The organism is Nonomuraea sp. NPDC048882 (genome assembly GCF_040649755.1).
Classification (GTDB): Bacteria; Actinomycetota; Actinomycetes; order Streptosporangiales; family Streptosporangiaceae; genus Nonomuraea; species Nonomuraea maheshkhaliensis.
This window is the reverse complement of the sequence record NZ_JBEZGB010000004.1, coordinates 831,569-855,044: the sequence shown is the minus strand read 5'-3', so window position 1 is coordinate 855,044 and position 23,476 is coordinate 831,569. Positions and strand designations below refer to the sequence as shown.

General features: G+C 72.2%; 23 protein-coding genes. 8 read left to right on the top strand and 15 right to left on the bottom strand.

All coding sequences use genetic code 11. From position 1 onward, the window contains the following. Window positions 1-46: 46 nt before the first annotated feature. Entirely contained in the window at window positions 47-1,204 is a 1,158-nt protein-coding gene (locus AB0C27_RS18160) for a PLP-dependent aspartate aminotransferase family protein (RefSeq protein WP_357845062.1), read from the bottom strand. Between the two features lie 11 nt (window positions 1,205-1,215). Between AB0C27_RS18160 and AB0C27_RS18155 the strand changes: the two genes are divergently transcribed. From AB0C27_RS18155 to AB0C27_RS18145, 3 genes are all read left to right on the top strand, one after another. Further along, entirely contained in the window at window positions 1,216-2,211 is a 996-nt protein-coding gene (locus AB0C27_RS18155; RefSeq protein ID WP_357845059.1) for a LacI family DNA-binding transcriptional regulator, read from the top strand. Between the two features lie 103 nt (window positions 2,212-2,314). Next, window positions 2,315-3,211, top strand: coding sequence for a hypothetical protein (locus tag AB0C27_RS18150; RefSeq protein ID WP_357845056.1), 897 nt, complete (start codon window positions 2,315-2,317; stop codon window positions 3,209-3,211). Window positions 3,212-3,220: 9 nt separating this feature from the next. Further along, entirely contained in the window at window positions 3,221-3,613 is a 393-nt protein-coding gene (locus AB0C27_RS18145) for a hypothetical protein (RefSeq protein ID WP_357845053.1), read from the top strand. On the opposite strand, the gene AB0C27_RS18140 is transcribed toward AB0C27_RS18145, so the two are convergent. After that, on the bottom strand, window positions 3,610-4,575 hold the full coding sequence (locus AB0C27_RS18140) for an inositol monophosphatase family protein (protein ID WP_357845050.1): 966 nt from the start codon (window positions 4,573-4,575) through the stop codon (window positions 3,610-3,612). The two genes, AB0C27_RS18145 and AB0C27_RS18140, sit on opposite strands and share 4 nt — an antisense overlap. 189 nt (window positions 4,576-4,764) lie before the next feature. Between AB0C27_RS18140 and AB0C27_RS18135 the strand changes: the two genes are divergently transcribed. Continuing rightward, entirely contained in the window at window positions 4,765-7,071 is a 2,307-nt protein-coding gene (locus AB0C27_RS18135) for a helicase-associated domain-containing protein (RefSeq protein ID WP_357845047.1), read from the top strand. On the opposite strand, the gene AB0C27_RS18130 is transcribed toward AB0C27_RS18135, so the two are convergent. From AB0C27_RS18130 to AB0C27_RS18105, 6 genes are read right to left on the bottom strand one after another with little or no spacing between them, the layout of a single operon-like run. After that, window positions 7,068-8,555 carry a cation acetate symporter gene (locus AB0C27_RS18130; RefSeq protein ID WP_357845044.1) on the bottom strand — a complete coding sequence of 496 codons (1,488 nt, stop codon included), beginning with the start codon at window positions 8,553-8,555 and terminating at the stop codon, window positions 7,068-7,070. The two genes, AB0C27_RS18135 and AB0C27_RS18130, sit on opposite strands and share 4 nt — an antisense overlap. After that, window positions 8,552-8,944 carry a hypothetical protein gene (locus tag AB0C27_RS18125; RefSeq protein ID WP_357845041.1) on the bottom strand — a complete coding sequence of 131 codons (393 nt, stop codon included), beginning with the start codon at window positions 8,942-8,944 and terminating at the stop codon, window positions 8,552-8,554. Before AB0C27_RS18125 ends, AB0C27_RS18130 begins: the two co-directional genes overlap by 4 nt. Next, the gene (locus AB0C27_RS18120; protein ID WP_106234564.1) at window positions 8,941-9,690 is read right to left on the bottom strand and encodes a LytTR family DNA-binding domain-containing protein; all 750 of its coding nucleotides are present in this window, start codon (window positions 9,688-9,690) and stop codon (window positions 8,941-8,943) included. Before AB0C27_RS18120 ends, AB0C27_RS18125 begins: the two co-directional genes overlap by 4 nt. A gap of 33 nt (window positions 9,691-9,723) precedes the next feature. Continuing rightward, complete coding sequence (locus AB0C27_RS18115) at window positions 9,724-10,905, bottom strand: histidine kinase (RefSeq protein ID WP_357845037.1); 1,182 nt, start codon at window positions 10,903-10,905, stop codon at window positions 9,724-9,726. A 16-nt stretch (window positions 10,906-10,921) separates the two neighbouring features. Further along, window positions 10,922-11,326, bottom strand: coding sequence for an HIT family protein (locus tag AB0C27_RS18110; protein WP_357845034.1), 405 nt, complete (start codon window positions 11,324-11,326; stop codon window positions 10,922-10,924). After that, a complete protein-coding gene (locus AB0C27_RS18105; RefSeq protein ID WP_357845031.1) occupies window positions 11,323-12,042 on the bottom strand; it encodes a DUF1838 family protein in 720 nt (239 codons plus the stop codon). The genes AB0C27_RS18110 and AB0C27_RS18105 overlap by 4 nt, the downstream gene beginning before the upstream one ends. Before the next feature lie 210 nt (window positions 12,043-12,252). Here AB0C27_RS18105 and AB0C27_RS18100 point away from each other — a divergent pair, with 210 nt between their 5' ends. Both AB0C27_RS18100 and AB0C27_RS18095 read left to right on the top strand, forming a co-directional pair. Next, window positions 12,253-12,480, top strand: coding sequence for a hypothetical protein (locus AB0C27_RS18100; RefSeq protein ID WP_357845027.1), 228 nt, complete (start codon window positions 12,253-12,255; stop codon window positions 12,478-12,480). 4 nt (window positions 12,481-12,484) lie between these two features. Next, window positions 12,485-13,057, top strand: a complete 573-nt coding sequence (locus tag AB0C27_RS18095) for a TetR/AcrR family transcriptional regulator (protein ID WP_357845024.1) — start codon at window positions 12,485-12,487, stop codon at window positions 13,055-13,057. 106 nt (window positions 13,058-13,163) lie between these two features. Here AB0C27_RS18095 and AB0C27_RS18090 read toward each other — a convergent pair whose 3' ends face one another. The 5 genes from AB0C27_RS18090 to AB0C27_RS18070 form a co-directional block, all read right to left on the bottom strand. Further along, window positions 13,164-13,604: a protease inhibitor I42 family protein gene (locus AB0C27_RS18090; protein WP_357845301.1), complete on the bottom strand. Its 441-nt coding sequence runs from the start codon at window positions 13,602-13,604 to the stop codon at window positions 13,164-13,166. A gap of 117 nt (window positions 13,605-13,721) precedes the next feature. Further along, window positions 13,722-14,420, bottom strand: coding sequence for a DUF3618 domain-containing protein (locus tag AB0C27_RS18085; protein WP_357845021.1), 699 nt, complete (start codon window positions 14,418-14,420; stop codon window positions 13,722-13,724). Further along, window positions 14,417-14,797 carry a phage holin family protein gene (locus AB0C27_RS18080; RefSeq protein ID WP_357845018.1) on the bottom strand — a complete coding sequence of 127 codons (381 nt, stop codon included), beginning with the start codon at window positions 14,795-14,797 and terminating at the stop codon, window positions 14,417-14,419. The genes AB0C27_RS18085 and AB0C27_RS18080 overlap by 4 nt, the downstream gene beginning before the upstream one ends. 64 nt (window positions 14,798-14,861) lie before the next feature. After that, window positions 14,862-15,026, bottom strand: coding sequence for a hypothetical protein (locus AB0C27_RS18075; RefSeq protein WP_357845015.1), 165 nt, complete (start codon window positions 15,024-15,026; stop codon window positions 14,862-14,864). Window positions 15,027-15,093: 67 nt separating this feature from the next. Continuing rightward, window positions 15,094-15,846 (bottom strand): methyltransferase domain-containing protein, encoded by a 753-nt coding sequence (locus AB0C27_RS18070; protein ID WP_357845012.1) that lies wholly within the window; start codon window positions 15,844-15,846, stop codon window positions 15,094-15,096. A 78-nt stretch (window positions 15,847-15,924) separates the two neighbouring features. Between AB0C27_RS18070 and AB0C27_RS18065 the strand changes: the two genes are divergently transcribed. Both AB0C27_RS18065 and AB0C27_RS18060 read left to right on the top strand, forming a co-directional pair. Next, window positions 15,925-18,951, top strand: coding sequence for a DEAD/DEAH box helicase (locus AB0C27_RS18065; RefSeq protein ID WP_357845009.1), 3,027 nt, complete (start codon window positions 15,925-15,927; stop codon window positions 18,949-18,951). Continuing rightward, window positions 18,951-19,721 (top strand): SWIM zinc finger family protein, encoded by a 771-nt coding sequence (locus AB0C27_RS18060; RefSeq protein ID WP_357845006.1) that lies wholly within the window; start codon window positions 18,951-18,953, stop codon window positions 19,719-19,721. Before AB0C27_RS18065 ends, AB0C27_RS18060 begins: the two co-directional genes overlap by 1 nt. Window positions 19,722-19,775: 54 nt before the next feature. On the opposite strand, the gene AB0C27_RS18055 is transcribed toward AB0C27_RS18060, so the two are convergent. Continuing rightward, on the bottom strand, window positions 19,776-20,714 hold the full coding sequence (locus tag AB0C27_RS18055; RefSeq protein ID WP_357845003.1) for a diacylglycerol kinase family protein: 939 nt from the start codon (window positions 20,712-20,714) through the stop codon (window positions 19,776-19,778). A gap of 46 nt (window positions 20,715-20,760) precedes the next feature. Then, window positions 20,761-23,463, bottom strand: coding sequence for an immune inhibitor A domain-containing protein (locus AB0C27_RS18050; RefSeq protein ID WP_357844998.1), 2,703 nt, complete (start codon window positions 23,461-23,463; stop codon window positions 20,761-20,763). Window positions 23,464-23,476 lie beyond the last annotated feature (13 nt).

Here is a 23,476-nt window from a genome sequence, read left to right as displayed (position 1 = left end):
CGCGATGGTTCTAGACAGCGCTGTCAGTCACGCGCTGTGAGCCAACCTAGGCGACCAGCCCCTCAAGCGCCAGACCAAGGTCCTTGATCAAAGTGTCCGCGGGCTCCAGGCCGACCGAGAGCCGCACCAGACCGACGGGGATGCCCATCGTGGCCCGCACGCTCTCCTCGGTGGTCAGCGCGGGTGCGTTCACCAGGCTCTCGAACCCACCCCACGACACCCCGATCCTGAAATGTCGCAATTTATCGAGAAAAGCTGAGACCTTCTCCCGCGACTCCGTGTCGAGCTCCACGCTGAACAGGCTGGAGAACCCCGACATCTGCCGCAGCGCGATCGCGTGCCCCGGATGCGACGGCAGCCCCGGATGGTTCACCGCCCGCACCCCCGGATGATCGTTCAGGAAGGCCGCCACCGCCAGGCCGCGCTCCTGGTGCGCCGCCATCCGGACCGGCAGCGTGCGCAGGCCCTTGATCACCTTGGCCGCGTCGTGCGGCGACATGGCGGCCCCGTAGAGCTGGTACTCGGTCAGCGCCAGCGGCCTGACCAGCCGGGCGGAGCCCACGACGACCCCGCCCACCAGGTCGCTGTGCCCGCCGATGTACTTCGACAGCGAGTGCACGACGAGGTCCACCCCCATCGTCAGCGGCTTCTGGAACAGCGGCGTGGACCAGGTGTTGTCCATCACCGTCACCAGCCCGTGCTCCCGCGCCCACGCGGTGATCCCGGCGATGTCCACGACCTGGTAGGCCATGTAGGAAGGGGACTCGAAGTAGAGTAGGCGGGTGCTCCCCCTGATTGCGCTGTCACATTGCGCGAGGTCCTCTACATGCGTGTGCGTGACCCCGAACTTCTCCAGATAGCGCAGGAACTGGGTGGTGGGTCCATAGACCGCGCCCAGCACCAGCACGTGGTCGCCGGCCGACACGAGGGAGGAGATCGTCGCCGAGATGGCGCCCATGCCCGAGCCGAAACACTTCGCCCGCTCTCCCCGCTCGAGCGCCGCGAGCTTACGCTGGGCGAGGTCGACCGTCGGGTTGGTCCCCCGCCAGTAGACGTAGCGCTCGTCCTCGTTCTTGATCGCCTCGCCGAGTTCCTCCGCGGTCTCGAACGTGAACACCGAGTTCTCGTACACCGGCGGGTTGACCGCGCCCAGCACCCACGGCTCGTCCTCGCCCAACCGGCTACAGATCCAATCGTCATCCATGGGGGCAGACTATGACAGCTCGCACGCCTAAGCCGACGATGGCCGACGTGGCCAGGCACGCGGGCGTGAGTCTCAAGACCGTCTCCCGGGTGGTCAACCAGGAGCCGCACGTCAGGACGTCCCTGCAGCAGCGGGTGCAGGCGGCGATCAGCGCGCTCGGCTACCGCCGCAACGAGGCCGCCGCCCGGCTGGCCAGGGGCGCGACCATGCTGACGCTGGGGCTGGTCATGGAGAACATCTCCAACGAGTTCTACTCCCGCCTGGCCGCCGCCGTCGAGGCCGCCTCCGCCGAGCACGAGGCGCTGGTCGTGTTCGGCTCGTACGAGGAGAGCTCCGCCAAGGAGCGCATGCTCATCGAGTCCATGTACGCGCGGGGCGTCGACTCCCTCATCATCGTCCCCTCGGCGGCCGACCACGGCTGGCTGGCCGAGCACGCCGGCCTCACCACCGTGTTCGTGGACCGGGTGCCGTCCGGGCTGCAGGCGGCCGACGTGGTCCTGCTCGACGACGTGTGGGGCGGCCGGGCCGCCACCGAGCACCTGCTGGCCCACGGGCACCGCCGCATCGCGCTGATCTCCGACGACGACGGGCTGAGCTCGGTGCACGACCGGGCCATCGGCTACCGTACGGCGCTGGCCGGGGCCGGGGTGGCGGCCGACGACGAGCTCGTGGTGTGCGGGGTGTTCGAGCCCGCGCGGGTCGCCCACGAGGTCACCAGGCTGCTCGGCCTGCCCGAGCCGCCGACCGCGTTCTTCGCCACCAACAACCGGGCCGCGATCGGGATCCTGCAAGCCCTGCGGGAGCGGCCCGAGCGGCCGGCGTACGTGGGGTTCGACGACTTCGCCCTCGCCGACGTGTTCAACCCCGGCGTCACCGTGGTCCGCTACGACGTCGCCCGGCTGGCCCGCAGCGCGGTCGACCTCCTGCTCAACCCGTCGCGGGTGGCGCGGCGGGTGAAGGTGCCGGTCGAGCTCGTGGCGCGCGGCTCGGGAGAAATCCCGGCCTGATTCCAAGACGAGGTCAGGTCTCTGCATGCCCTCGTCTGAATCGTCCCCTGGGCGGGTAGCCACCCGGCTGTACGACTTCGGGGCCGGCTCAAGGAGAAGAGCGATGTCCGAGAGCGACGATGCCGAGACCTCGTGGGAGGCCGCCGATCCGGACGTCTACCTGGACGTGCCCATGGTCAAGGTCGAGGAGCTCGTCCTGGACGTGCAGGACCTGCGGGCCAAGGTGTCGCTGCAGGCCGAGGTGCTGGATCTGCTCAGGCTGAACGTGGGCGCGGACGTGGTGCTGGGGAGCGTCAACCTGACGATCAAGGGCGTGGAGGCGCAGGCGGTGCTGCAGGTGCGGCTGGACAACGTCGCGCGCATCATCGACCGGGTGCTGACCACGATCGACGACAACCCGCAGATCCTTGAGCACGTGACGCGCGAGCTCGGGTCCGCCGTCCACGACCTCGGGGCCGGGGCGGGGCACGCGGTGCGCGACGTGGGCGTGGGCGCCGGCCACGCGGTCCGCGACCTCGGGGCCGGCACCGGGGGCGCCGTACGGGACGTGGGGGCGGGCGCGGGCGCGGCGGTCCGTGACGTCGGGGCCGGGGCCGGGGAGGTCGTACGAGACGTGGGCACGGGCGCCGGTGGCGCGGTGCGGGACGTCGGGGCAGAGGCCGGAGAGGTCGTACGGAACGTCGCGCCCGGAGCCGGAGAGGCGGTGCGAGACGTCGGGACCGGGGCCAGGGAGGTCGCGCGGGACGTCGGCCCCGGAGCCGGAGAGGTCGTGCGGGATGCGGCGGTGGGGGCCGGGCCTGTCGTCGAGAAGCCCGGCGGCACGAGGCCGGAGGAGGGGACGGCGGCGGGGACGGCTGCGGGGCACGAGGTGGAGGCGATGAGCGCGCCCGAGCTGGCCGCCGCCCTGGCCCGCAGGACCTTCAGGGCCGGCCGCGACTGGCTCGACCACCTCACCGGCGGCCCGGGACACGCGGCCAAGCGTCATCCCAGGCGTAAGTGAGGACCCGCCGTGCCGGTGCCTGAGCGCCCGGCCGTGCCGGACGTCGAGATCAGGGCCTCGGTGAGGGCACGTGAGCTCCGCTTCCGTGCACGCCCCGAGGTGAGCACGCACGCGGAGACGGAGCCGGCCGGGGAGCACGCCTCGGGCAGCGACCGCACGAACCTGCCCGCCCAGGTGGCGGCCGGCGTGACTTATCACGACATCCAGCTCGACTTCCGCATCGCCGCCCGCCTGACCGCCCCACCGCCCGGCTCTGGCCTCCCGCCCGAGCCCCGGCCCGATTCGCCGTCACGGCCCGCACCGGAACCCCGGCCACCAGCCCAGCCGGCGCCCAAGCCTCGGCCCCGATCCCCCACCCGGCCCGCACCTGGACCCGGGCCCCAGCCTCCGGCTGAACGCTAGACCGGGGTGCCCGGGCCGGGATGAGTGGTGCGGCCGGTTTCGTAGGCGTCGTGGAGGACCGTGGCCAGTTCGTCGGCCAGTTCCGCGCTGGCCGCGACCACACCGCTCCAGCGCCTGGTCAGGTCGGTGTCCAGGACGATCGGGCGGCCGAACACCTCCCTGACCGCCCCGCCGCCCGCCTCGGCCAGCACCACGGAGGCGGCGATGTCCACCAGCCGGTGCGTGTCCGTGGCGGCGTCGGCGAACGCGTCCGTCGCCCCCTGAGCGACCAGGGCGCCCTCCAGGCAGCTCGTGGACAGGATCCGTACGCGCCCCGCCCGGCGCGCCACCTCCCACCACGCCGACGCCGCCCCCGGGTCGGCGGGATGGGGGCGCAGCAGGGAGACGGCCGCACCGGGCAGGGACGTGCGGCCGGTGGTGCGCAGCGGGGACGGCGTGCCCGCCTTCGCCCACCAGCTCCGCCCGGTGTCCAGCCACACGGTCAGCCCCTCGATGAACGCGTCGTCCACGGCCACGGCGGCCGAGAACGCGGACAGGGGCACGCCGGCGGCGGCGTTGTTGGAGCCGTCCACGGGGTCCATGACCAGGGTCAGCGCCGAGCCGTTGTCGACCCAGCCGGTCTCCTCGGTCAGCACGTTGACCGGATGGCGCGACAGCGCGGCCAGGATGGCGTTCTCCACCAGCAGGTCGATGCGCATGGTGGGCGTGCCGTCGGCGCCCTCCGCCACGACCTCGGCCAGGGTGGCGCGGTCGTGCTCGGCGGTGGCGTCGGCGTACGCCTCCAGCGCCGCCACCGCGGCCGCGGCCAGCGCGGGATGAGCCTGCACGGGCACCCCGGCCACCCACCCACGCCCCTGCGGCACCGAGGAGCCGATCCGCCGCCGCCCGGAGGAGCCATGATCTCGTGGCTCCAGGGTGGGTGCGGGATCGTCGGGTCGTTCGGGTCCGTCCGTCGCCGGCATCGCCGTCCTCCCTCTCCGGGAAAGCCGCTCCCCAGGAATCCGTCACGTGAAGTCCCGTCACATGGAGGCGGCCCCGCCCTCGTCATACCCCCGCAGTCAGCAGAGTCTCACTCACCGTTGTGGCCATCCGTACGGCCGGGTCTCGTGATCGGGGCGGCGGGACGTCACCCGGCGATCTAAAGTCGGACCGTGGCTCTTCTCCCCCCGGCGCTGACCCAGATCCTCCGCAACAGGCCCGAGCTCGCCGAGGTGCCCTCCGTAGAATTGCTCGAACGGCTGCTGGAGCGGCCCGAGCTGGCCATCCCCGTCCTGCTCGACCTCGACGCCGACTGCCACGTCGTCAGCCAGGCCGTCCAGGCGGCGGGCGGCGCGGCCACCCGCGAGACGCTGGCCGCCCGGTTGCACGACCCTCTCGGCCGGCTCGGCGAGGTGCTGGACACGCTGGCGGGGCACGGCCTGATGACGCTCGACGGCGGCCCCAGCGGCGGCCCCGGCAGCGGCCCCGGCAGCGGCACTGTGCGCTCGCGTCACCCCGCCGGCCTCTGGCAGCATCCGTTCGGGCTGGGCCGGCCGCTGCGGGAGTTCGGGAAGACGGTCACGGCCGAGACGCTGAAGACGATCGTCAGGACGTTCGGCGGGCAGCCGGCGGGGCGTAAGGCCGACCTGGTGCGTCAGGCCGAGGAGCTGCTGGCCGACGGCACGGCGGTGCGCGCCCGCGCGGCCCGGCTGCCGGCGCAGGCGCGTGCCTTGCTGGAGTCCATGGCCGCAGGGCCTCCCGTGCTGGCCGGCACGCAGTTCGGTTACGGTCCCGTCCCCCGTTCGCAGCCCGTCGAGCGCCTGGTGCAGGCCGGGTTCGTGATCCGCGACGGCTGGGAGTACGAGCTGCCCAGGGAGATCGCGCTGGCCCTGCGCGGCGACGGCTGGAAGCCGGCGCTGACCGGGCAGCCCCACGTGCCGGCCGGCCCTGTCCCCCCGAGCGACGGCGTGGACACGGCGCTGACCGCGATCGAGCGGGCGCGGGCCCTGGCGGAGCTGGCCGCCACGGAGTCCGTGGCCGAGCTGAAGGCGGGCGGCGTGGGCGTGCGCGAGGTCAGGCGGGTGGCCAAGGCGCTCGGCCTGCCGGAACCGGAGGCGGTGCTCTGGCTGGATGTCGCCTTCGAGGCCGACCTGATCGGCTCGGAGCAGGGCGAGCGGCTGATCGCCACCACGTTCCTGGACGACTGGCTGGAGCGTCCTGCGGGCCGGAGGTGGCGGGTGCTGGCCGAGAGCTGGCTGCGGCTGCCGCAGGCGCCCACGCACCGCGTCGTGGGGTGCTGCGAGGAGCACATGACGCCGCTGCCGCCGCCGTACGGGTTCGCCTGCGAGGCGGGCCGGATCCGGCGCGCGGTGCTCCAGACGCTGCGTACGCTGCCTCCTGGCATGGGCGCGGACGCGGACAGGATGCGCGAGGCGGTGGCCTGGCGCACGCGGGCGATGGCGGAGGTGCCGGAGGCGGCCGGCACGTTCGTCGCCGCGGCCCTGCGCGAGGCCGAGTGGCTCGGCATCGTGTCCGGCGGGGCACTCACGACGCTCGGACGGGCCCTGCTCGACTCCCGTGGAGCGCACCCGGCATCCGGACACACCCTGGCCGACCCCGGCGGGACGCACACGACACCCGGACACACCCCGCCCGGCTCCGGCGACGTGGACGCGCTCTTCCCCGCCCCGGTCACGACCGTGACCCTGCAGAACGACCTGACCGCCGTCGTCACCGGCGCCCCCTCCCCCGAGCTGGCCGCCTTCCTCGACCTGGCCGCCGACCTCGAATCGCGCGACCGGGCGAGCGTGTGGCGCTTCTCGGAGTCGAGCGTGCGCAGGGCGCTCGACCAGGGCACGGACGCCGAGACGCTGCTGTCAGGGCTGGCCCGTTTCGCCGCCAAGGCGATCCCGCAGCCGCTGAGCTACCTGATCACCGACACGGCCCGCAGGCACGGCACCGTCAAGGTCGGCGCGGCCCCGTCCGTCGTGATCGCCGACGACCCCGCTGTCATCACCGAGTTGTGCGCCGCGAAGGCGCTGCGCAAGGCGGGCCTGCGGCGGATCGCGCCGACGGTCGCGCTCGGCACGCTGCCTCCCGGCGAGACGCTGCGGCTGCTGCGGCAGGCCGGTCACGCCCCGGTCGGCATAGCCGCCGACGGGACGATCCAGGCCGAACGCCCCGAGCGTCGGCGCCTGCCCGTTGAGCCGGACCCCGGCGAGGCAGGCTTCGACGCCGAGGCCGCCGCCCTGCTCATGCTCGGAAGTCCCGACCGGCCCGCGCCCGGCTCGGCCGAGCAGGCGCTCCAGGACGCGGCCGTGACCGACGAGCCGATCGTGATCGTCTGGAAGCGGGGCGAGCACTACATGGACGACCTGGAGTTCGGGCCGGGCACGGTCATCGGCTACTGCCACGACTGCGACGAAGTCCACCGGATGGAGCGGGCCAAGATCAAGAAGGCGTACCTCCTGCAGAGCTAGGACGAGCGGGGCCGCCAGTCGCCGCGGTCGAGGTCGAGGTTCTCCGGGGTGTGCAGCCTGACCATGGTCCTGGCCGTGCCGGGCGGCACCCGGTGCGGGGTCAGGAACGACACGGCCACCATCACCGCGAACGCGATCGGCACGGTCCACGCCGCCGGCTGCGCGAGCAGGGCGCCGGCCAGGCCGGACGCCGGGCCGCCGATGATGGTCGCGAGGACCGCCGCGCAGGCCAGCCCGCCACCGACGAAGAGCCCGGCCAGAGCCCCTGTCGTGGTCAGGCGGCGCCACCAGATGCCGAGGACGAGCAGCGGGCAGAACGACGAGGCCGCCACGGCGAAGGCCAGCCCCACCACGTCCGCCACCGGCAGCGCCCGCGCCCACAGCGCCAGGGCCAGCGGCACCGCCACCGCCATCAGGGTGGCGATCCTGAACGAGCGCACCCCACCCTTGAGCAGGTCCTGGGCGATCACGCCTGCCACGGACACGGTGAGCCCCGAGGACGTGGACAGGAACGCGGCGAACGCCCCCGCGGTGACCAGGGCGGTGAGCAGGTCGCCGAGGGTGCCGCCGATCATGCGGGCGGGCAGCGTGAGCACCACCGTGTCGGTACGGACGAGGTCGGGGGCGTACATGCGGCCCAGCCAGCCGTACACGGCGGGCAGCAGGTAGAACGCGCCGAGCAGCGAGAGCACGACCAGCGTCGTACGGCGCGCGGCCCGGCCGTCGGGGTTGGTGTAGAAGCGGACGAGCACGTGCGGCAGCCCCATGGTGCCCAGGAACGTGGCCAGGATCAGCGAGTACGTCGAGTAGAGCCCGTACTCCCTCACCCCGCCCAGCGGCATCTGCCAGGTGAGCGCGTCCGCGGCGCTCACGGCGGGCGCGCCGTCGGCCCGCCAGGCCAGCAGCAGGAAGACCAGCGGCACGGCCAGCGCGGTCAGCTTCAGCCAGTACTGGAACGCCTGCACGAACGTGATCGAGCGCATGCCGCCCGACAGCACGTTCACCGCCACGACGACGGCGACGAGCAGCCCGCCGACCCACACGGGCGCGCCGGTGATCGTGCGCAGCACGAGCCCGGCGCTCTGGAACTGCGGCATCAGGTAGAGCCCGCCGATGAGTACGACGAGCACGCTGGCCGTGCGGCGCACGGTCATCGACTCCAGCCTGGCCTCGGCGAAGTCGGGCAGCGTGTACGCCCCCGAGCGCCGCAGCGGCGCCGACACCAGCACCAGCAGCACCAGGTAGCCGCCGGTCCAGCCGACGGGCAGCCACAGCATGTCCACGCCGAAGGACAGGATGAGCCCGGCGATGCCCAGGAACGAGGCCGCCGACAGGTACTCGCCGCCGATGGCCGAGGCGTTCCAGAGCGGGCTGACCGTGCGCGAGGCGACGTAGAAGTCGGAGGTGGTGCGGGAGAACCTGATGCCGAACGCGCCGATGAGCACGGCCGCCAGCATGACCACGAGCACCGCCGCCAGGCTCATCGGCGTTCGACCAGCTCGGCGAAGTGCCGCTCGTTGCGTTCGGCCTGGCGGACGTAGAGCCAGGCGCCGATGACGAAGGCGGGGTAGAGCAGCCCGCCCAGCACCGCCCACGGGAGCGGCACGCCGAGCAGGTGCACCTCGCGCAGGTCGGGCAGGAGCAGGAACAGCAGCGGCAGGCCGCCGATCACGCAGGCCAGCACCGTGCAGACGAACAGGGCCAGCCGGAACTGGGTGCGCAGCAGCGAGTGCATGTAGACCTCGCCCAGCCGGGTCTGCTCGTCGATCTCGCGCAGGGCCGGATAGCGGGGCCGGCGGGCGGCGGCCGTCCTGGGGCTGGTGACGGTGACGCGGCGGGGCACGTCGGCACGGCGGCGCGGTACCTGGCTCATTCCTGCCTGCCCTTCCTGGCCCGCCGCACCAGCAGGTCGCGCAGCTCCCGGGTGTGCCGCCGGCTGACCGGCAGCTCGGTCTCGCCCACGCGCACGGTGCACCTGCCCGAGTCGATGTGCAGCTCCTCGATGTGTTTGACGGCCACCAGGTGGCTGCGGTGCACCCGGATGAAGCCCGCGGAGGCCCACCGTTCCTCCAGCGTGGCCAGCGGGATGCGGACGAGGTGGCTGCCCGCGGCGGTGTGCAGCCGCGCGTAGTCGCCGTGCGCCTCCACGTAGATGACGTCGGCGCTGGAGACGAATCGCGTCACCCCGCCCAGTTCGACCGGGATCGTGTCGCTCTCGCCGCCTTCGACGGGCACGTCGGCCGAGACCGCCACCCGCCTGATCGCCTCGGCCAGCCGCTCCGGCCGTACGGGCTTGAGCAGGTAGTCCTCGGCCTTGATCTCGAAGGCGTCCACCGCGTGCTCCTCGTACGCGGTCACGAACACCACGCGGGGCGGGTTGGCGAACTGCGACAGCAGCCGGCCGAGCACGACGCCGTCCAGGCCGCGCATCCTGATGTCGAGGAACACGGCGTCGATCGGCCGCCCGTCCGCGATGGCGCGGTCGAGCAGCCGTAGCGCCGCGGCGCCGTCCCTGGCCGTGGCCACCTCGCCGATGCGGGGATCGGCGCGCAGGAGGTACGACAGGTCTTCGAGGGCCGGCAGTTCATCATCAACCGCCAGTACCCGGAGTTGTGCCATAGACAGTGACTAAACCGACAACAAAGATCGAGGTCAACGGGCAGAGACGCCTGGGTGATATTTCGGCAACCTGATGTTGACCTTGGTGCCCGCACCGCCGGCCGTTTCGACGACCAGACCGTACTCGTCGCCGTACACCTGACGCAGCCGCTCGTCCACGTTCGCCAGCCCGACGCCGCCCGCCGGAGCGATGTCACCTGCGAGAATGCGGCGCAGCCGCTCAGGGTCCATGCCGAGCCCGTCGTCCTCGACGCTGATGCGGCACTCCGCGCCCGCGTCCTCGGCGATGATCGTGATCCGGCCGACACCGTTCTTGCTCTCAAGCCCGTGCCGGACGGCGTTCTCGACCAGCGGCTGCAGGCACAGGAACGGCACCGCCACCGGCAGCACCTCCGGCGCGATGCGCAGCGTCACCTGCAACTGGTCGCCGAACCTGGCCCGCTCCAGGATCAGGTAGCGGTCGATCGAGCGCAGCTCCTCGGCCAGGGTGGTGAACTCGCCATGCCTGCGGAAGGAGTAGCGGGTGAAGTCGGCGAACTCCAGCAGCAGCTCCCTGGCCCGCTCGGGGTCGGTGCGGACGAAGGAGGCGATCGTGGTGAGGGAGTTGTAGATGAAGTGCGGGGAGATCTGCGCGCGCAGCGCCCGCACCTCGGCCTCCATCAGTAAAGTGCGCGAGCGGTCGAGCTCGGCCAGCTCCAGCTGTGAGTCCACCCAGCCGGCGACCTCCTGCGCGGCCCTGACGAGCCCGGCCGAGGTGTTCTGCCCGTAGGCGGCCAGCGCGCCGACCACGCGGTCGTCGGTGGTCAGGGGCACGACCACGGCGTGCCTGATGGGGCATTCGAGCAGGTCGCAGTCGATGGTCAGGACCTGGGTGCGGCCGTCCTTGAGGGTGGCCGCCGCGTGCTCGAACGCCTGCTCGGCGTGGTGGTCGTCGCCGGCGCCGTCGTAGACGAGCAGGCGTTCGCCGTCGGTGACGGCCACGGCGGCCGAGCCGAGCAGGGCGCGCAGGTGACGCGAGGCGCGCTCGGCGCCGTCCGCGGTCAGGCCGGCCCGCAGCGGCGGCCCGGCCATCGAGGCGGTGTGCAGGGTCTCGAACGTGGCCCGCTCCGCCGGGCTGGTGCCCAGCTCCCTGCGGCCCCGCATGACCCGCCACAGCACGATCGACGGCACGCCGACGAGCACCGCCACGACGACCACGTCGACCAGGTATTCCACGCCGCCTGAGCCTAGCTCAGAGAGCTTGCTCGATGAGGGCGGCGTAGGACTCGGCCTCCTCGGCGGAGTCGTACTTGGTGCGCGGCCAGAAGAAGCCGCGCAGGCCGTCCTTCTTCTGCCGGGGCACCACGTGCACGTGCAGGTGGGCCACGCTCTGGCTGACCCGGTTGTTCATGGCGACGAACGTGCCGCCGGCCTTCAGCCCCTCCTCGACGGCGCGGGCCATGGCCTGGACGCGCTCGAAGAACGGGCCCACCTCGCGCAGGTCGGTGAGCGTCTCGACGTGTACGCGCGGCACGACCAGCACATGGCCCTTGAAGACCGGCCGGACGTCGAGGAAGGAGACGGCCACCTCGTCGGAGCTCACCACGTGGGCGGGCCGCTCACCGGCGATGATCTCGCAGAACAGGTCGCCGCTCACCGGCCGGCTCCCCGGGTGGGGTGGTCCCTGAAGGCGGTCCAGCTCGTCACGTTGGGCTCCGACCAGCGCTCGGGCGCGTGCAGGAAGTGCTCGCCGACGCGTTCGCGCAGCCGCTCGGGCACCTCGGCCACCTTGGCGCCCCTGCAGTGGTAGACGAGCCCGCCGCCGCGCCGCCCCATCGCCATCCACGGCAGCCACGGCGAGACCCGGCACCAGGAGAACACGCACGGGACGTCCGGCACGCCGGACTCCAGGTCCGCGGCCGAGACGAAGAACTGGAACAGCTCCAGCGCCCGGTAGGTGTCACTGGCCGAGTTGTCCGGATAGTCGGCGACCTTGAGCGGCGAGGGGTAGGCCAGGCGCACATCCACGTTGTAGACGATCTGGCCGCCGAGCCGCGTCTCCGGCACCGGGGAGGCGCCGAGCCGCTGGTTGACCGGGTCGTTGAAGACGTGGCGCACCTCGACCGTGCGGCCGGTGAACGGGTTGTCCCAGGTGTCGAGCACCTGCCTGCTCGCCGGATCGAGGTAGAGCGCGGCCTCCCTGGTCAGGAGCTGCCGGCCGGTGCCGGTCTCGACCGCCCTGGCCACGTTGAGCCCCTCGAACCCGAACAGGTGGTGCGGCCCGTCGTCGTCCTGGTAGCCGTAGACGTCGCCGGTCCAGTACGAGATCACCTCCGCGCCGTCGGACGAGGCGCGGACCCGGATGAAGTCCATGATCTGGAGACTAGCCGACCACTTAGCGACACCGCGTTGCTATGTTGGGGACATGGTTGGGGACATTGACGTTCGCCGCCTTACTCATCCCGCTCGGCCGGATGGGCGACGTACGCGGCAGGCGTAAGACGTTCGCGCTCGGGCCGGCGGTGTTCCTGGTGGCGAGCCTGCTGGCCGCGGCGGCGGGCGACGCCGCGCTGCTGATCGGCCATGACCGACCGCCTGCCGGACCAGTCGCAGCTCGCCAGGGCCGTACGCGAGAGCGCCGGGGCGGCCGTCGCCTCCATCAGGGACCCCGCGCGGCACGCCGCGGCCGTGGCCGCCGCCGCCGAGGCCACCCGCCGGGTCACCGTCGTCACGGGGCTCGTGCTGTTCCTGGGGGTCGGGGCGACGCTGCTGCTGCCCGATACTGGAGGCAGGCGACCCGAGGAGGAGTGAGGCGGTGCCGAGGATCAGCGCGGCCACGGTGGCCGACCACCGTGCCGGCCGGCACGCGGCCCTGCTGGCGGCCGCGCTGGAGATCCTGGTCGCCGAGGGCCCGGCCGGGCTGACCCCGGCCGCCGTCGGGGCCCGCGTGGGGCTGGCCCGCTCCAGCGTCTACCGCTACTTCTCCTCCACCGCCGGCATCCTGGCCCAGCTCGTCGAGGACGCCGTCCCGCGCTGGCGGGCTCGGCTGGAGGGCGTCACGTCGGTGCCGGGCGGCCTGCGGGAGCGGGTGCGCGAGTTCGGGGTCGTGACGCTGTCGTTCGTGGCGAGCCCCGACTACGCGGTGCTGCGCGCGGTGGTCTCGGCCGAGCTGCCGCCCGCCTGCCGGGTCCGGCTCGAGCTGCACGAGACGATGATCGCCCCGCTCCGCGACGTCCTGGCCGAGGCCGGCCACGAGCATCCCGACCTGGTGGCCCACCTGGGGTGGAGCATCCTGGGCGAGGGGCGGCGGCGGCTCGCGGCGGGCGCGGATCCCGAGGTGGTCAGGGAGACGACGCTCGACGTGCTGTGCCGCGCGATGGCGGTCTGAGAGCTCTCCCGCTCCTGATCCGGGGCCGGTACGTCACGACTCGGGCCACCCGTCGCGACATCGGGACCTGGACCTGCGCCGGGGCCTCGACCTGGGCCTGGAGCGCTCATTCCGCCACGGTAACGGCGAAGATCGCCTCGCCCGACTGCCTCTTGCCGTCCTCCGTGGACGGTGTCCTGGCCTGGCCGCACCGCCAGCAGTCGAACAGCCGCACCTCGGTCGTGCCCGGCCGCTTGCCGTTGAAGACGAAGTAGCTGGTGCCGCCCGAGCCCGGGGCGTCGCCCTCGCTCTCGCGTTCCTTGCTGATGAACGAGGCCACCTTCGCGTCCGGCACCTCCGCCAGCTCCCAGCTGTCGCCCACCGACGGGTTGTCGGGAACGGCCAGCGAGAACCGCTGCCCCGGGCGCACCCGCACCTGCACGGTCGCGCCCTTCGAGCCCTTGATCACCTTGCCGTAGTCGTTCACCGCCGACCCGGCGCCGCACGCCGTCAGCGGCGCCACCAGGGCCAGGAGCAGGGCCGGCAGGACGGCAGCCGTCGCACGCATCACCCGGGCAGGCTATCGGCCTCAGGCGGCCCGCGCGGCACCGCGTCCGGCGAGCCGCCCACAGGGAGCATCGGCGGCCTGCTTGCCGCGCCTACTGACGGCGCTCACTTATGGGGCCTACTTATGGGACCGCCGCCTCATCATGCGCCGCGCCACGAACGCGACCACCACGCCCGCCAGCGCGACGAGCACCACCGGCCGCTTCCTCGCCCCGGCCGCCACGTCCTTGACCTGGTCGGGCGTGCTCGTCCTGACCTTCTCCGCCACGTCCGCGGCCTTGTCCTTGGCCAGTTCCGCGGCGTGTCCCGCCTTGTCCTTGGCCAGTTCCGCGGCGTGTCCCGCCTTGTCCTTGGCCAGCTCCGCCGCGTGGCCGGCCCGGTCCTTGGCCAGTTCGGCGGCGTGCCCGGCGCGGTCCTTGGCGACCTCCGCCACGTGCCCCGCCCGGCCCTTCACGTCCGTCTTGGCCGCCAGCGCACTGACGGTCTCGCCCAGCTCCCGCCGGGTCTTCTCGATATCTCTGCGCACGTCGTCCTCATCCTTCTGCTCGTCGTTTTGCCGGCGGGCCCCGCCCGCGGGCTCCTGTTCGGTCCGATGGCTCCCGGCGGCCTCGGACCGTTCGTCCGGGACGGGGGGCTCGGGCACGAACGTCTCGTGTTCCTGCCGGGCCTCCTCGGCCCGGTGCGCGTTCTCCGCCGCGCCCGGCCTGGTCGGGGGTACGTTGATCGACTCGCGCTCGGTCGGCGTGCCCACGGTCGCTCTGCGGGAGCCGACGTCGCCGGCGTGCTGCTCGCTGTATCCGGGGTCCGTCTCGCTCATCGCCGTACCCTCTCCTTGACCATGTCGAAGTCGGCCTTGACGCTCGCGATGGTCTCTTGGGGCACCGGCGGCCCGGCCTGCTTGACCTCGTTCTTGCCGATGAGCCCGAGAAGGGCGGCGGCGACGAACAGCACGGCCGCCACGATGGCGGCGGCCACCCAGCCGGGCAGCACCAGAGCGAGGAGCATGACGACGGCGGCCACGAGGGTCGCACCGCCGAAGAACGCGGCCACACCGGCCGCACCGAACAGGCCCGCGCCGAACCCGGCGCGCTTGCCCTTCTCCGCCAGCTCCAGTCTGGCCAGGCGGAGCTCGTCCTTCACGAGCCGGGAGACCTGCTCGGAAAGGTCGTTGACCAGCTTGTGGGTGTCGTTCACGTCGTTCGCCTCCTCCGCTGAGGAAGGCGACTACCCAGACGGCCGGCCTTTTATCACGCGCCCGTCAGCGCTTGGCGGCCCTGATCAGGAACTTGAAGACCGACGCCACGGGGTCCTTCTCGGTCTCGCACCAGTTGCCGGGCTGCTTCGGCCTGCTGAACGGGGACGGGAGCTCGCACGAGGGAGCCTGCGGCTTCGGCCGCTCACACCACGATCCCGGAGTATTCATACCTCTATGGTACGACTTCGGCTGCCGCCGAGCCGGGCTTCGCCACCGCTTTGTCCGCCTGTCTCGCTCAGCCGCGCCTGACCTGGCAGATCAGATGGGTCAGGGCCGCCACCCGGCGGTAGGGGTCGGTCCTGCCCGCTTTCTCCTCGGCCGCCAGCAGGTCGTAGAGGTCGTCCGGTACGGGTTCGTCCTTGGGTACGGCGTCGCTGAACACGCGTACGCCGTACCACTGCCGCACCTCCAGCCCCTGGGCCCCCAGTCGCTCCGTCAGCTCGTCGAGCCGGTCGGCCCTCGCGTCCACGCCGAGCCGGTTGCGATAGCCGGTGCCCTCGAACGCCCGCAGTGCCCCCGCCCAGTCGCGCATCAGGCCCGGCCGCATGGCCAGGGCGTCGCCGTTGCGCACCAGCAGCGACAGCAAGCCGCCGGGGGCGAGCTGGCGGGCCAGGGCGGCGATGAGGGGGTCGGGGTCGTCGAAGTACATCAGCACGCCGTGGCAGAGGACCGCGTCGAAGCCGCCCGGCTCGAACAGCTCGCCCAGCCGCTCGGCCTCGGCGTGCACGGTCCTGACCCGCATGCCCGGCTGGATCCCGGCTTCCAGCAGGCCGAGCAGCTCACGCGACGCGTCGAGCGCGGTGACGTGGTGGCCTCTGGCGGCCATCCTGAGCGCCTGCGTGCCCTGGCCGGAGCCGACGTCGAGGACGCGGCAGGGGGTGGCGGGGAGGTGCTCGGCGAGCTGCCGGGTGACGAGATCCTGGCGGACGACGTCCCGCAGCGTTCCCAGCCCCTCGCGCCACCTGTCCTCGGCCCCCGAGAATCTCATGACCGGATCTTACGGGGGACGATCTCCGCGTCTTCGTGGCGGCCCCCGATCTTCCGCTGGTGGCGGTAGCCTGCCCGGGTGCTGATACACGGGGTGTGGACGACGGACGGCCTCGCCTTCTGGGCGGAGACCACCGACCCCACGACCCCGGAGCGCGGGGGCAGCGGAGGCGCCCGCGACTCCGGCGGCGCAGTCTCGTCGCGGCGGACCGGTGCGGTGCGGCCGCATCCGTTCGCCGCGCCGTCGGCGGACGTCGCCGCCGCGCTCGGCCTGGACGACGCCCCGTCCCGGACGCTGGAGCTGCTGCTGCCCGGCTCGGCCAAGGAGCCGCTGCCGTCGCCGGAGACCGGGCGGCTGACGGAGGTGTCGCGGCCGAGACTGCGGCTGTGGCGGGTGCCTGCCGTGGTCCCCGCCGTCCCCGACGCACTCGACGCGCCGGCCGCCCACAGCGGCACCGCGACAATGCGCCACTGGTCCGCCGTCGCCGCCTTCGCCCGCGACCTGGTACGCCGGGGCCGCGTCCTCCCCCGCCTGATCCGCCCCGATCAGACGGAGAGCACCCCGCCCGGAAACACCCCGGCCGGAAACGATCCCGACGGCATGGGGATGTGGGCCGTCGCGCCCGACGACGCCAGAGCCGGATGGCGGCCGGTGCTCACCGGGGCCGACGCCGCCTACTTCCGCGAGCTGGCCCTGGCCATGCCGCCCGCCTGCCGTACCTCCGCGACCGAACGCCCCTCCGCCGAGGTGCTCGGACAGGCCCTGGAGACGTTCGCCGACGCCGTGGCACGCGCGGCGCTGACCGCTCCGCTGATCGCCAGAAAGCCCAGGACGACCCGGGAACGCTGGCTGGCCGCGCTCGCCGGCGACGCCCCCGCCTGCCCCGACGACCCCGAGCTGCACGACGAGCTGGAACGCTGGCACGACTCGGTCGTGGCCGCCGAAGGCGCGACGCGCGTGTGTTTCCGGCTGCTGGAGCCGGAAGACACCGACGACTGGCAGGTCGAGCTGGCGTTGCAGGCCACCGACGACCCCAGCCTGTACGTCCCTGCCGCCGCACTCTGGGACGGCGTGACAGGACTGCCCGGCAGGCCCGAACGCGACCTGCTGACCGGGCTCGGCCGCGCCGTCAGGCTCTATCCCGAGCTCGACCGCGCCCTGCGCGTCCCCGAGCCGAGCGTGCTGGAGCTGGACACGGCGGGCGCGTTCGGCTTCCTGCGCTCGGCCGCGCCACTGCTGCAGGCGGCCGGGTTCGGGGTGCAGCTGCCGCGCTGGGCCGGCCGCACCCGGCTGGGGCTGAAGCTGACCACCAGGACCAAGACGCAGTCGGCCGCCGCCGGCCAGGGCTTCGGCATGGCGGAGCTGCTGGACTTCCGTGTCGACCTGGCGGTGGGCGAGGAGACGATCAGCGAGGAGGAGCTGGCCGAGCTGGCCCGGCTCAAGGTGCCGCTGGTCAGAGTGCGCGGCCAGTGGGTGGAGCTGGACGACAGGCAGCTCAAGGCGGCGTTGCGGGCCGTCGAGGGCGGCCGTACGGGCGAGGCGAGCGCCGCCGACCTGCTGCGCGAGATCGTCCAGAGCGATGACGAGCTGCCGCTGCTGGCGGTGGACGCCGACGGCGCGCTCGGCGACCTGCTGTCCGGGCAGGCCGAGCGGCGGCTGACCCCGCTGGCCACGCCGCCAGGCCTGGACGCCACGCTGCGGCCGTACCAGGAGCGGGGGCTGGCCTGGCTGAGCTTCCTGTCCGGGCTGGGCCTCGGCGGGGTGCTCGCCGACGACATGGGCCTGGGCAAGACGATCACCACGCTGGCGCTGCTCGTGCACGAGCAGCGCCAGCGTGGTCCCGGCGCGCCGACGCTGCTGGTGTGCCCGATGTCGCTGGTGGGCAACTGGCAGCGAGAGGCGGCCAGGTTCGCGCCGGACCTGCGGGTGTACGTGCACCACGGCAGCGGCAGGGACGCGGCCGAGATCAAGGACGCCGACCTGGTGATCACCACGTACGGCACCGCCCAGCGCGACCTGGAGACGCTCAAGGAGCACACCTGGCGCAGGGTCGTGTGCGACGAGGCCCAGGCGATCAAGAACAGCGGCACGCTGCAGGCCAGGGCGGTGCGCGCGATCCCCGCGGAGAGCAGGCTCGCGCTGACCGGCACCCCGGTGGAGAACCACCTGGCCGAGCTCTGGTCGATCATGGAGTTCGCGAATCCGGGGCTGCTGGGGCCGCGCTCGCGGTTCAGGACCCGCTTCCAGGAGCCGATCGAGGCCCGTCAGGACGAGCAGGCGGCCAGGGCGCTGAAGCAGGCGACCGGCCCGTTCATCCTGCGCCGCCTCAAGACAGACAAGTCCATCATCTCCGACCTGCCGGAGAAGCTGGAGGTCAAGGAGTGGTGCCCGCTCACCACCGAGCAGGCCACGCTCTACCAGGCCGTCGTGGACGACATGCTGGCCAGGATCAACGACAGCGAGGGCATCGAGCGGCGCGGCCTGGTGCTGTCGGCCATGGCCCGGCTCAAGCAGGTCTGCAACCATCCCGCCCACCTGCTCAAGGACGGCTCCAGGCTGGCGGGCAGGTCGGGCAAGCTGGCCCGCCTGGAGCAACTGGCCGAGGAGATCCTGGCCGAGGGCGAGAAGGCGCTGCTGTTCACCCAGTACGCGGAGTTCGGCACGCTGCTCCAGCCCTACCTCGCCCAGCGGCTGGAGCGGCCGGTCCTGTGGCTGCACGGCGGCCTGCCGAAGAAGACCCGCGACCGCCTGGTGGACCGCTTCCAGCACGACGACGAGCCGACGCTGTTCGTGCTCTCGCTCAAGGCGGCCGGCGTCGGGCTCAACCTGACGGCCGCGAACCACGTCATCCACGTGGACCGCTGGTGGAACCCGGCCGTCGAGGACCAGGCGACCGACCGCGCGTTCCGGATCGGCCAGCGCAAGAACGTCCAGGTGCGCAAGCTCATCTGCGCCGGCACCCTGGAGGAGCGCGTGGACGAGATGATCGAACGGAAGAAGGCGCTGGCCGAGCGGGTCGTCGGCACCGGCGAGGAGTGGCTGACGGACCTGTCGACCGAGGAACTGCGCGAGGTGTTCGCGCTGACGGCCGAAGGGGTGAGCTGATGTCCGGCTGGTACGACGGCGGCGGCCCGATCAAGGTCGAGCACGGTCTCAAGGCCCGCACGCGCCGCGGCAGCATCGGCTCCACCTGGTGGTCGCGCCGGTTCATCGACATCCTGGAGCGCATCTGCGACAAGGGCCGCCTCACGCGCGGCCGTGCCTACGCCCGCCAGGGCCAGGTCTTGTCGATCGACCTGTCCGCCGGCAAGGTCAGGGCCGCCGTGCAGGGGTCGCGGCGGCAGCCGTACAAGGTCGTGGTGCGGATCGAGGCGTACGACGAGCGACGCTGGACGGCCGTCGAGGAGTCGATCGCGGCGCAGGCCGTCTACCGGGCCAAGCTGCTGGCGGGCGAGATGCCGCCGGAGATCGAGGAGTTGTTCGCGGCAATGGGGCTCGACCTGTTCCCGCGCGACCTCGACATGGACTGCTCGTGCCCCGACTGGGGTTTCCCGTGCAAGCACCTGTCGGCGGTGCTCTACCTGCTGGCGGAGTCGTTCGACGACGACCCGTTCCTGGTGCTGGCCTGGCGCGGCCGGACCCGCGAGCAGTTGCTCGGCTCACTGGCCGACGAACCGGCGACCGCCGGGCTGTCCGTGACGGACGTGCCGTTCGCCGACCGCCTGGCCGACTTCTACGCCCCCGGAGCCACGGCCCACCGCCCGGAACGCCGCCCCACACCGGCCGCCCCCGACCTGCTGCTGCGCGTCTTCCCACCGCCCGGCGACCTCACCCGCCCGCTCACGCAGGCCTACCAAGGCTTCGCCGACGCCTGACGCCGAGCCGGCGCCCGAGACGGAGCCGATCGCCTGAGACCGGCCTTCAGGCGATCAGCGGTCGTCGAAGCTGGCGGGGACCATGACGCGGACGCCGTTCGGGACCACGCGGAGCCGGATCGGGGTGCGCAGCCGGACCTCGCCGTCCACGTCGGCGGCCATCGGCGGGTCGGTCTCCAGGAGCATCTCCCGGCCCGTCACGAACGGCCCGCCCGCGAGGCTGCGCCAGCGGCCGGTGGTCGCCCTGATCAGGGTCTCGCCGAGCAGGCGCAGCTTCTTGCCCGAGCCCAGCTGGTAGGCGACCAGCATGCCGTTGTCGATGCTGATGTCCCTGGCCACCTGCCAGCCGCCGTGGAAGCGGCCGTTGGCGATGTTGAGCTGGTGGGTGAGCAGCTCGTGGCGCTCGCCCTCGACCGTGATGTAGGCGCGGAACGGCGTGTGGCCGGGCAGGATCGTCAGCGCCGTGAGCGGGTAGGCGGGGCGGCCCACGATGCGCTTGAGCCACGGCTTGACCTTGCCCGCCACCTCGACGGAGACGCCGAAGCTGGCCAGGTTGGCGAACGGCCGGTCGTCGGCCATGCCGAGGTCGATGTCGGCCACCTTGCCCTCGGCGAACACCTTGATCGCGCCGGCCAGGTCGAGCGGCAGGCCGAGGCTGCGGGCGAAGTTGTTGGTGGTGCCGAGCGGCAGCACGCCGAGCGCGACGTCGCGGTGGGCGACGTGGCGTACGGCGGAGGACAGGGTGCCGTCGCCGCCGCCGACGATGAGCAGGTCGGGGTCGGTGGCGAGGGCGGTGTCGAGCAGGTCGCGCAGGCGCTTGGGGTTGTAGACCGACAGCTCCACCAGCGGCTCGAAGCCGAGGTTGTGGATCTGCTCGATCACCTCGAAGTAGTGGCGGCGCCCGCGCCGCGAGCGAGTGTTCACCACCACCGCCACCCGGCGATCGCGCTGGATCGCCTGGGTGTGCTCGTCTTTGGTGCGCAATTCGCTCATGGTCATCAATGTTAGGGCCGCCGGGCCTGCCCGGCGGCCCCTTGATTCACTTCTTCGGCGGGACCACGTGGACGATCGCGCCGAGGTTGCCCGGCAGCGGGCTCACCAGTTTGAACTGCACGCCCAGCGCCTTGCCCTCGTCACCGGGGTTGCCGGTGCCGAGGGTCGAGCCGGCGGCCACCTGGCCGTACAGCTCCGTGGCGGGGGTGCCGTCCTGGTGCACCACACGGGTGGAGTAGCGCTGGTCGCCCTTGGAGGGCACGACCACCGAGGCGTCGACGTCCCGGTAGAACAGGCCGGTGCCGATCTGCTCGATGCCCGGGTACCAGGTCTTGGCGTCGGTGAAGGTGGAGACGCCCTTCTGTGCGGGGAAGTCCGTGCAGTAGGCGCTGTACGGCTCGTCCGCCGCCTCCAGGCACTCCTTGAACGGGTACGTCTTGCCGAACCCGAACGCGGCGTTCGAGGTCTGGACGCGCCCTTGCAGGTTCTTGTTGAGCGTCGGGTCCTTCGTGGCCGCGGCGCCGGTGCGGCGGAGCGGCTCGTAGTGGGAGTCGACGACCAGCAGGCTGCCCTTGGGGCCGATGCTCGGCGACTGGGTGACGGTCGATCCGACGTTGTTGTTGACGAACGTCGAGTCGCGGTACCACACCAGCAGGCCGGGCGCGTTGTACTTCACCTTCTGCACCTTCCACGCCCCCTCGCGGAGGTAGTCGGTGTCGTAGGTGTACTGCAGGCCCTTGTCGAAGCCGTCGAAGTTGCGCCACTCGGCGAGGTAGAAGCGGGAGATCTCGCGCTCGCCGTTGTTGCGGGTCCAGCCGGCTCCGCTGGTGTTGGTGAACGTGCCGCCGACGGGCTTCCAGCCGGTGTCGCCCTCGACGTCGTCGCTCCAGACGGAGGTGCCGCCGTTGGTGAGCTCGAAGTCGTCGGCGTGCCAGCCGCGCTCCTGGAAGGCGGCGTCGGAGTTGAACGTCAGCCGCAGCTTGACGCTCTGCCCGGCGAACGGCGTGAGGTTCACGTAGTCGTGCCGCCAGCCGCCGCTGTCACCGGTGAGGCCGTACTTCTTGTCGCCGAACGTCTTGAGGTTCTTGTTCGGGTCCGGGTAGTCGTCGGCCGTGCTGACCTCGTTGCCGGCCTCGTCGAAGACCTTCTGCTGGGTCCACGTCTCGCCGCCGTCGGTGGAGACCTCGACGAAGCCGAAGTCCCAGTCCTGCTCGATGACGTAGTTGTTCCACATCCAGAACTTCACGTCGGTCCCGGCGGGGACGGGCACGTCGCGGGTCAGGGTGAGGTTCGCCCAGTCCTGGTCGAGGCCGCTCCACCAGGCGTTGGAGCCGCTGTGCACGTCGATCATCTTCAGCGGCGTGGAGGCCAGGTTGACCCGGACGCCGTCCTGGGTGAGCTTGGGCGTGCGCGAGGACTGGCCGACCGTGACGAGCTTGGCGGCGTCACCCGGGTTGAACGTCTTCGGGTTGGCCCAGCCGAGCACCCACTTGTCCCACAGGCCCATGTGCGTCGGCATCGACTGGAAGATCGGGCCGGAGTGGGAGCCGCTGGACATGAGGTCCCAGAAGTCCACGGCGGAGCTGGCCGCGCCCGAGGTGTCGTACAGGTCGGGCAGGCCGAGGTCGTGGCCGTACTCGTGGGCGAAGACGCCGACGCCGGAGTCCTCCGGCTGCACGATGTAGTTCGAGATCTTCTTGTCGGTGCCGGGGATCTTGTAGCCGCCCGCGACCGCGCTGGAGTGCGCCCAGATCGCGTACGTGCCCTGGGCGCCGCCGTCGGAGGACTTGTCCTTGCCGGCGTGCACGAGCACCAGGTGGTCGATGACGCCGTCGGGCTCGGTGAAGTTGCCGTCGCCGTCGGCGTCGGAGATGTCCTCGACGTCGTAGTCGGCCCACGGGAAGTCGGGCTGCGCGGCGGCCAGGGCCTCGACCGTGTCGATCGGCAACTGCTGGGCGCCGAGCGGGTTGTCCGGGTGGCCGGACATGTCCTGCGGCGCGCCGCCACAGGCCGCGGCGCCGTAGTACGCCTCGGAGTGGGGCACCTTGATCCAGCCGACCGCGGAGCCGGTGACGGAGTAGGCCCCCTTCGACATCTCCTCGTACATCTTCTTCATGGTCTGGCCGGAGATGTCGATGCCGCGCTTGCCGTCGCGCGGGTCCTTCAGGTCCGGGCGCACGCGCTCGGTGATGCCCTTGTCCGTGTAGAGCATCTTGTTGAAGTGCGCGGTGCTGAAGTCCTTGACCCAGAAGGAGTTGTTGTCCTTCTGTGGCAGCGTCGCCGGGTCGGGGATGTTGTTGTGCAGCGGGCCGTTGAGCAGCGTGCCGGCCGGCTCGACGGCGCAGTCGTTCGGCGCGCTGTTGACCGTGCGCAGCCGGTTGAAGCCGGAGAAGTCGTCGTTGGCCTGGTCGTTGAACTCGACGAGCACGGTGAGGAGCTTGGCCGTGCGGGTCTGCTTGGAGTTCTTGAAGATCCATTCAGCGGGGTTGCGGCCGGACTTGACGGCCTGCTGCTCGCGCGCGGCGAGAATGCGACCGGCCGCCGGGTTTCCGCTGCTGAACTTGCGGTCGAACTTCTGCGCCGGGCTGAGCGAACGGGCCCGCTGGTCGGCGACCGCGGGGTCCTTTACTTCCTTCTCCACCTGCGGAGGCGCGTAATTGATGTAGAAGTCGGAGGCCGTGGGCTCATAGACCGCGACGGAGCTCGCCTGCGCGGCGGGCACGGACAACGCGGCGCCGAGCAGGGCCACCGCGGGAAGTGTT

Coding starts and splice junctions, on each gene's coding strand:
- AB0C27_RS18055 (WP_357845003.1), bottom strand. CDS start 20,714: ATGAGCGAATTGCGCACCAAAGACGAGCACACCCAGGCGATCCAGCGC.
- AB0C27_RS18160 (WP_357845062.1), bottom strand. CDS start 1,204: ATGGATGACGATTGGATCTGTAGCCGGTTGGGCGAGGACGAGCCGTGG.
- AB0C27_RS18105 (WP_357845031.1), bottom strand. CDS start 12,042: ATGGACTTCATCCGGGTCCGCGCCTCGTCCGACGGCGCGGAGGTGATC.
- AB0C27_RS18075 (WP_357845015.1), bottom strand. CDS start 15,026: ATGAATACTCCGGGATCGTGGTGTGAGCGGCCGAAGCCGCAGGCTCCC.
- AB0C27_RS18150 (WP_357845056.1), top strand. CDS start 2,315: ATGTCCGAGAGCGACGATGCCGAGACCTCGTGGGAGGCCGCCGATCCG.
- AB0C27_RS18125 (WP_357845041.1), bottom strand. CDS start 8,944: ATGAGCCAGGTACCGCGCCGCCGTGCCGACGTGCCCCGCCGCGTCACC.
- AB0C27_RS18060 (WP_357845006.1), top strand. CDS start 18,951: ATGTCCGGCTGGTACGACGGCGGCGGCCCGATCAAGGTCGAGCACGGT.
- AB0C27_RS18085 (WP_357845021.1), bottom strand. CDS start 14,420: ATGAGCGAGACGGACCCCGGATACAGCGAGCAGCACGCCGGCGACGTC.
- AB0C27_RS18100 (WP_357845027.1), top strand. CDS start 12,253: ATGACCGACCGCCTGCCGGACCAGTCGCAGCTCGCCAGGGCCGTACGC.
- AB0C27_RS18155 (WP_357845059.1), top strand. CDS start 1,216: ATGACAGCTCGCACGCCTAAGCCGACGATGGCCGACGTGGCCAGGCAC.
- AB0C27_RS18120 (WP_106234564.1), bottom strand. CDS start 9,690: ATGGCACAACTCCGGGTACTGGCGGTTGATGATGAACTGCCGGCCCTC.
- AB0C27_RS18140 (WP_357845050.1), bottom strand. CDS start 4,575: ATGCCGGCGACGGACGGACCCGAACGACCCGACGATCCCGCACCCACC.
- AB0C27_RS18130 (WP_357845044.1), bottom strand. CDS start 8,555: ATGAGCCTGGCGGCGGTGCTCGTGGTCATGCTGGCGGCCGTGCTCATC.
- AB0C27_RS18090 (WP_357845301.1), bottom strand. CDS start 13,604: ATGCGTGCGACGGCTGCCGTCCTGCCGGCCCTGCTCCTGGCCCTGGTG.
- AB0C27_RS18070 (WP_357845012.1), bottom strand. CDS start 15,846: ATGAGATTCTCGGGGGCCGAGGACAGGTGGCGCGAGGGGCTGGGAACG.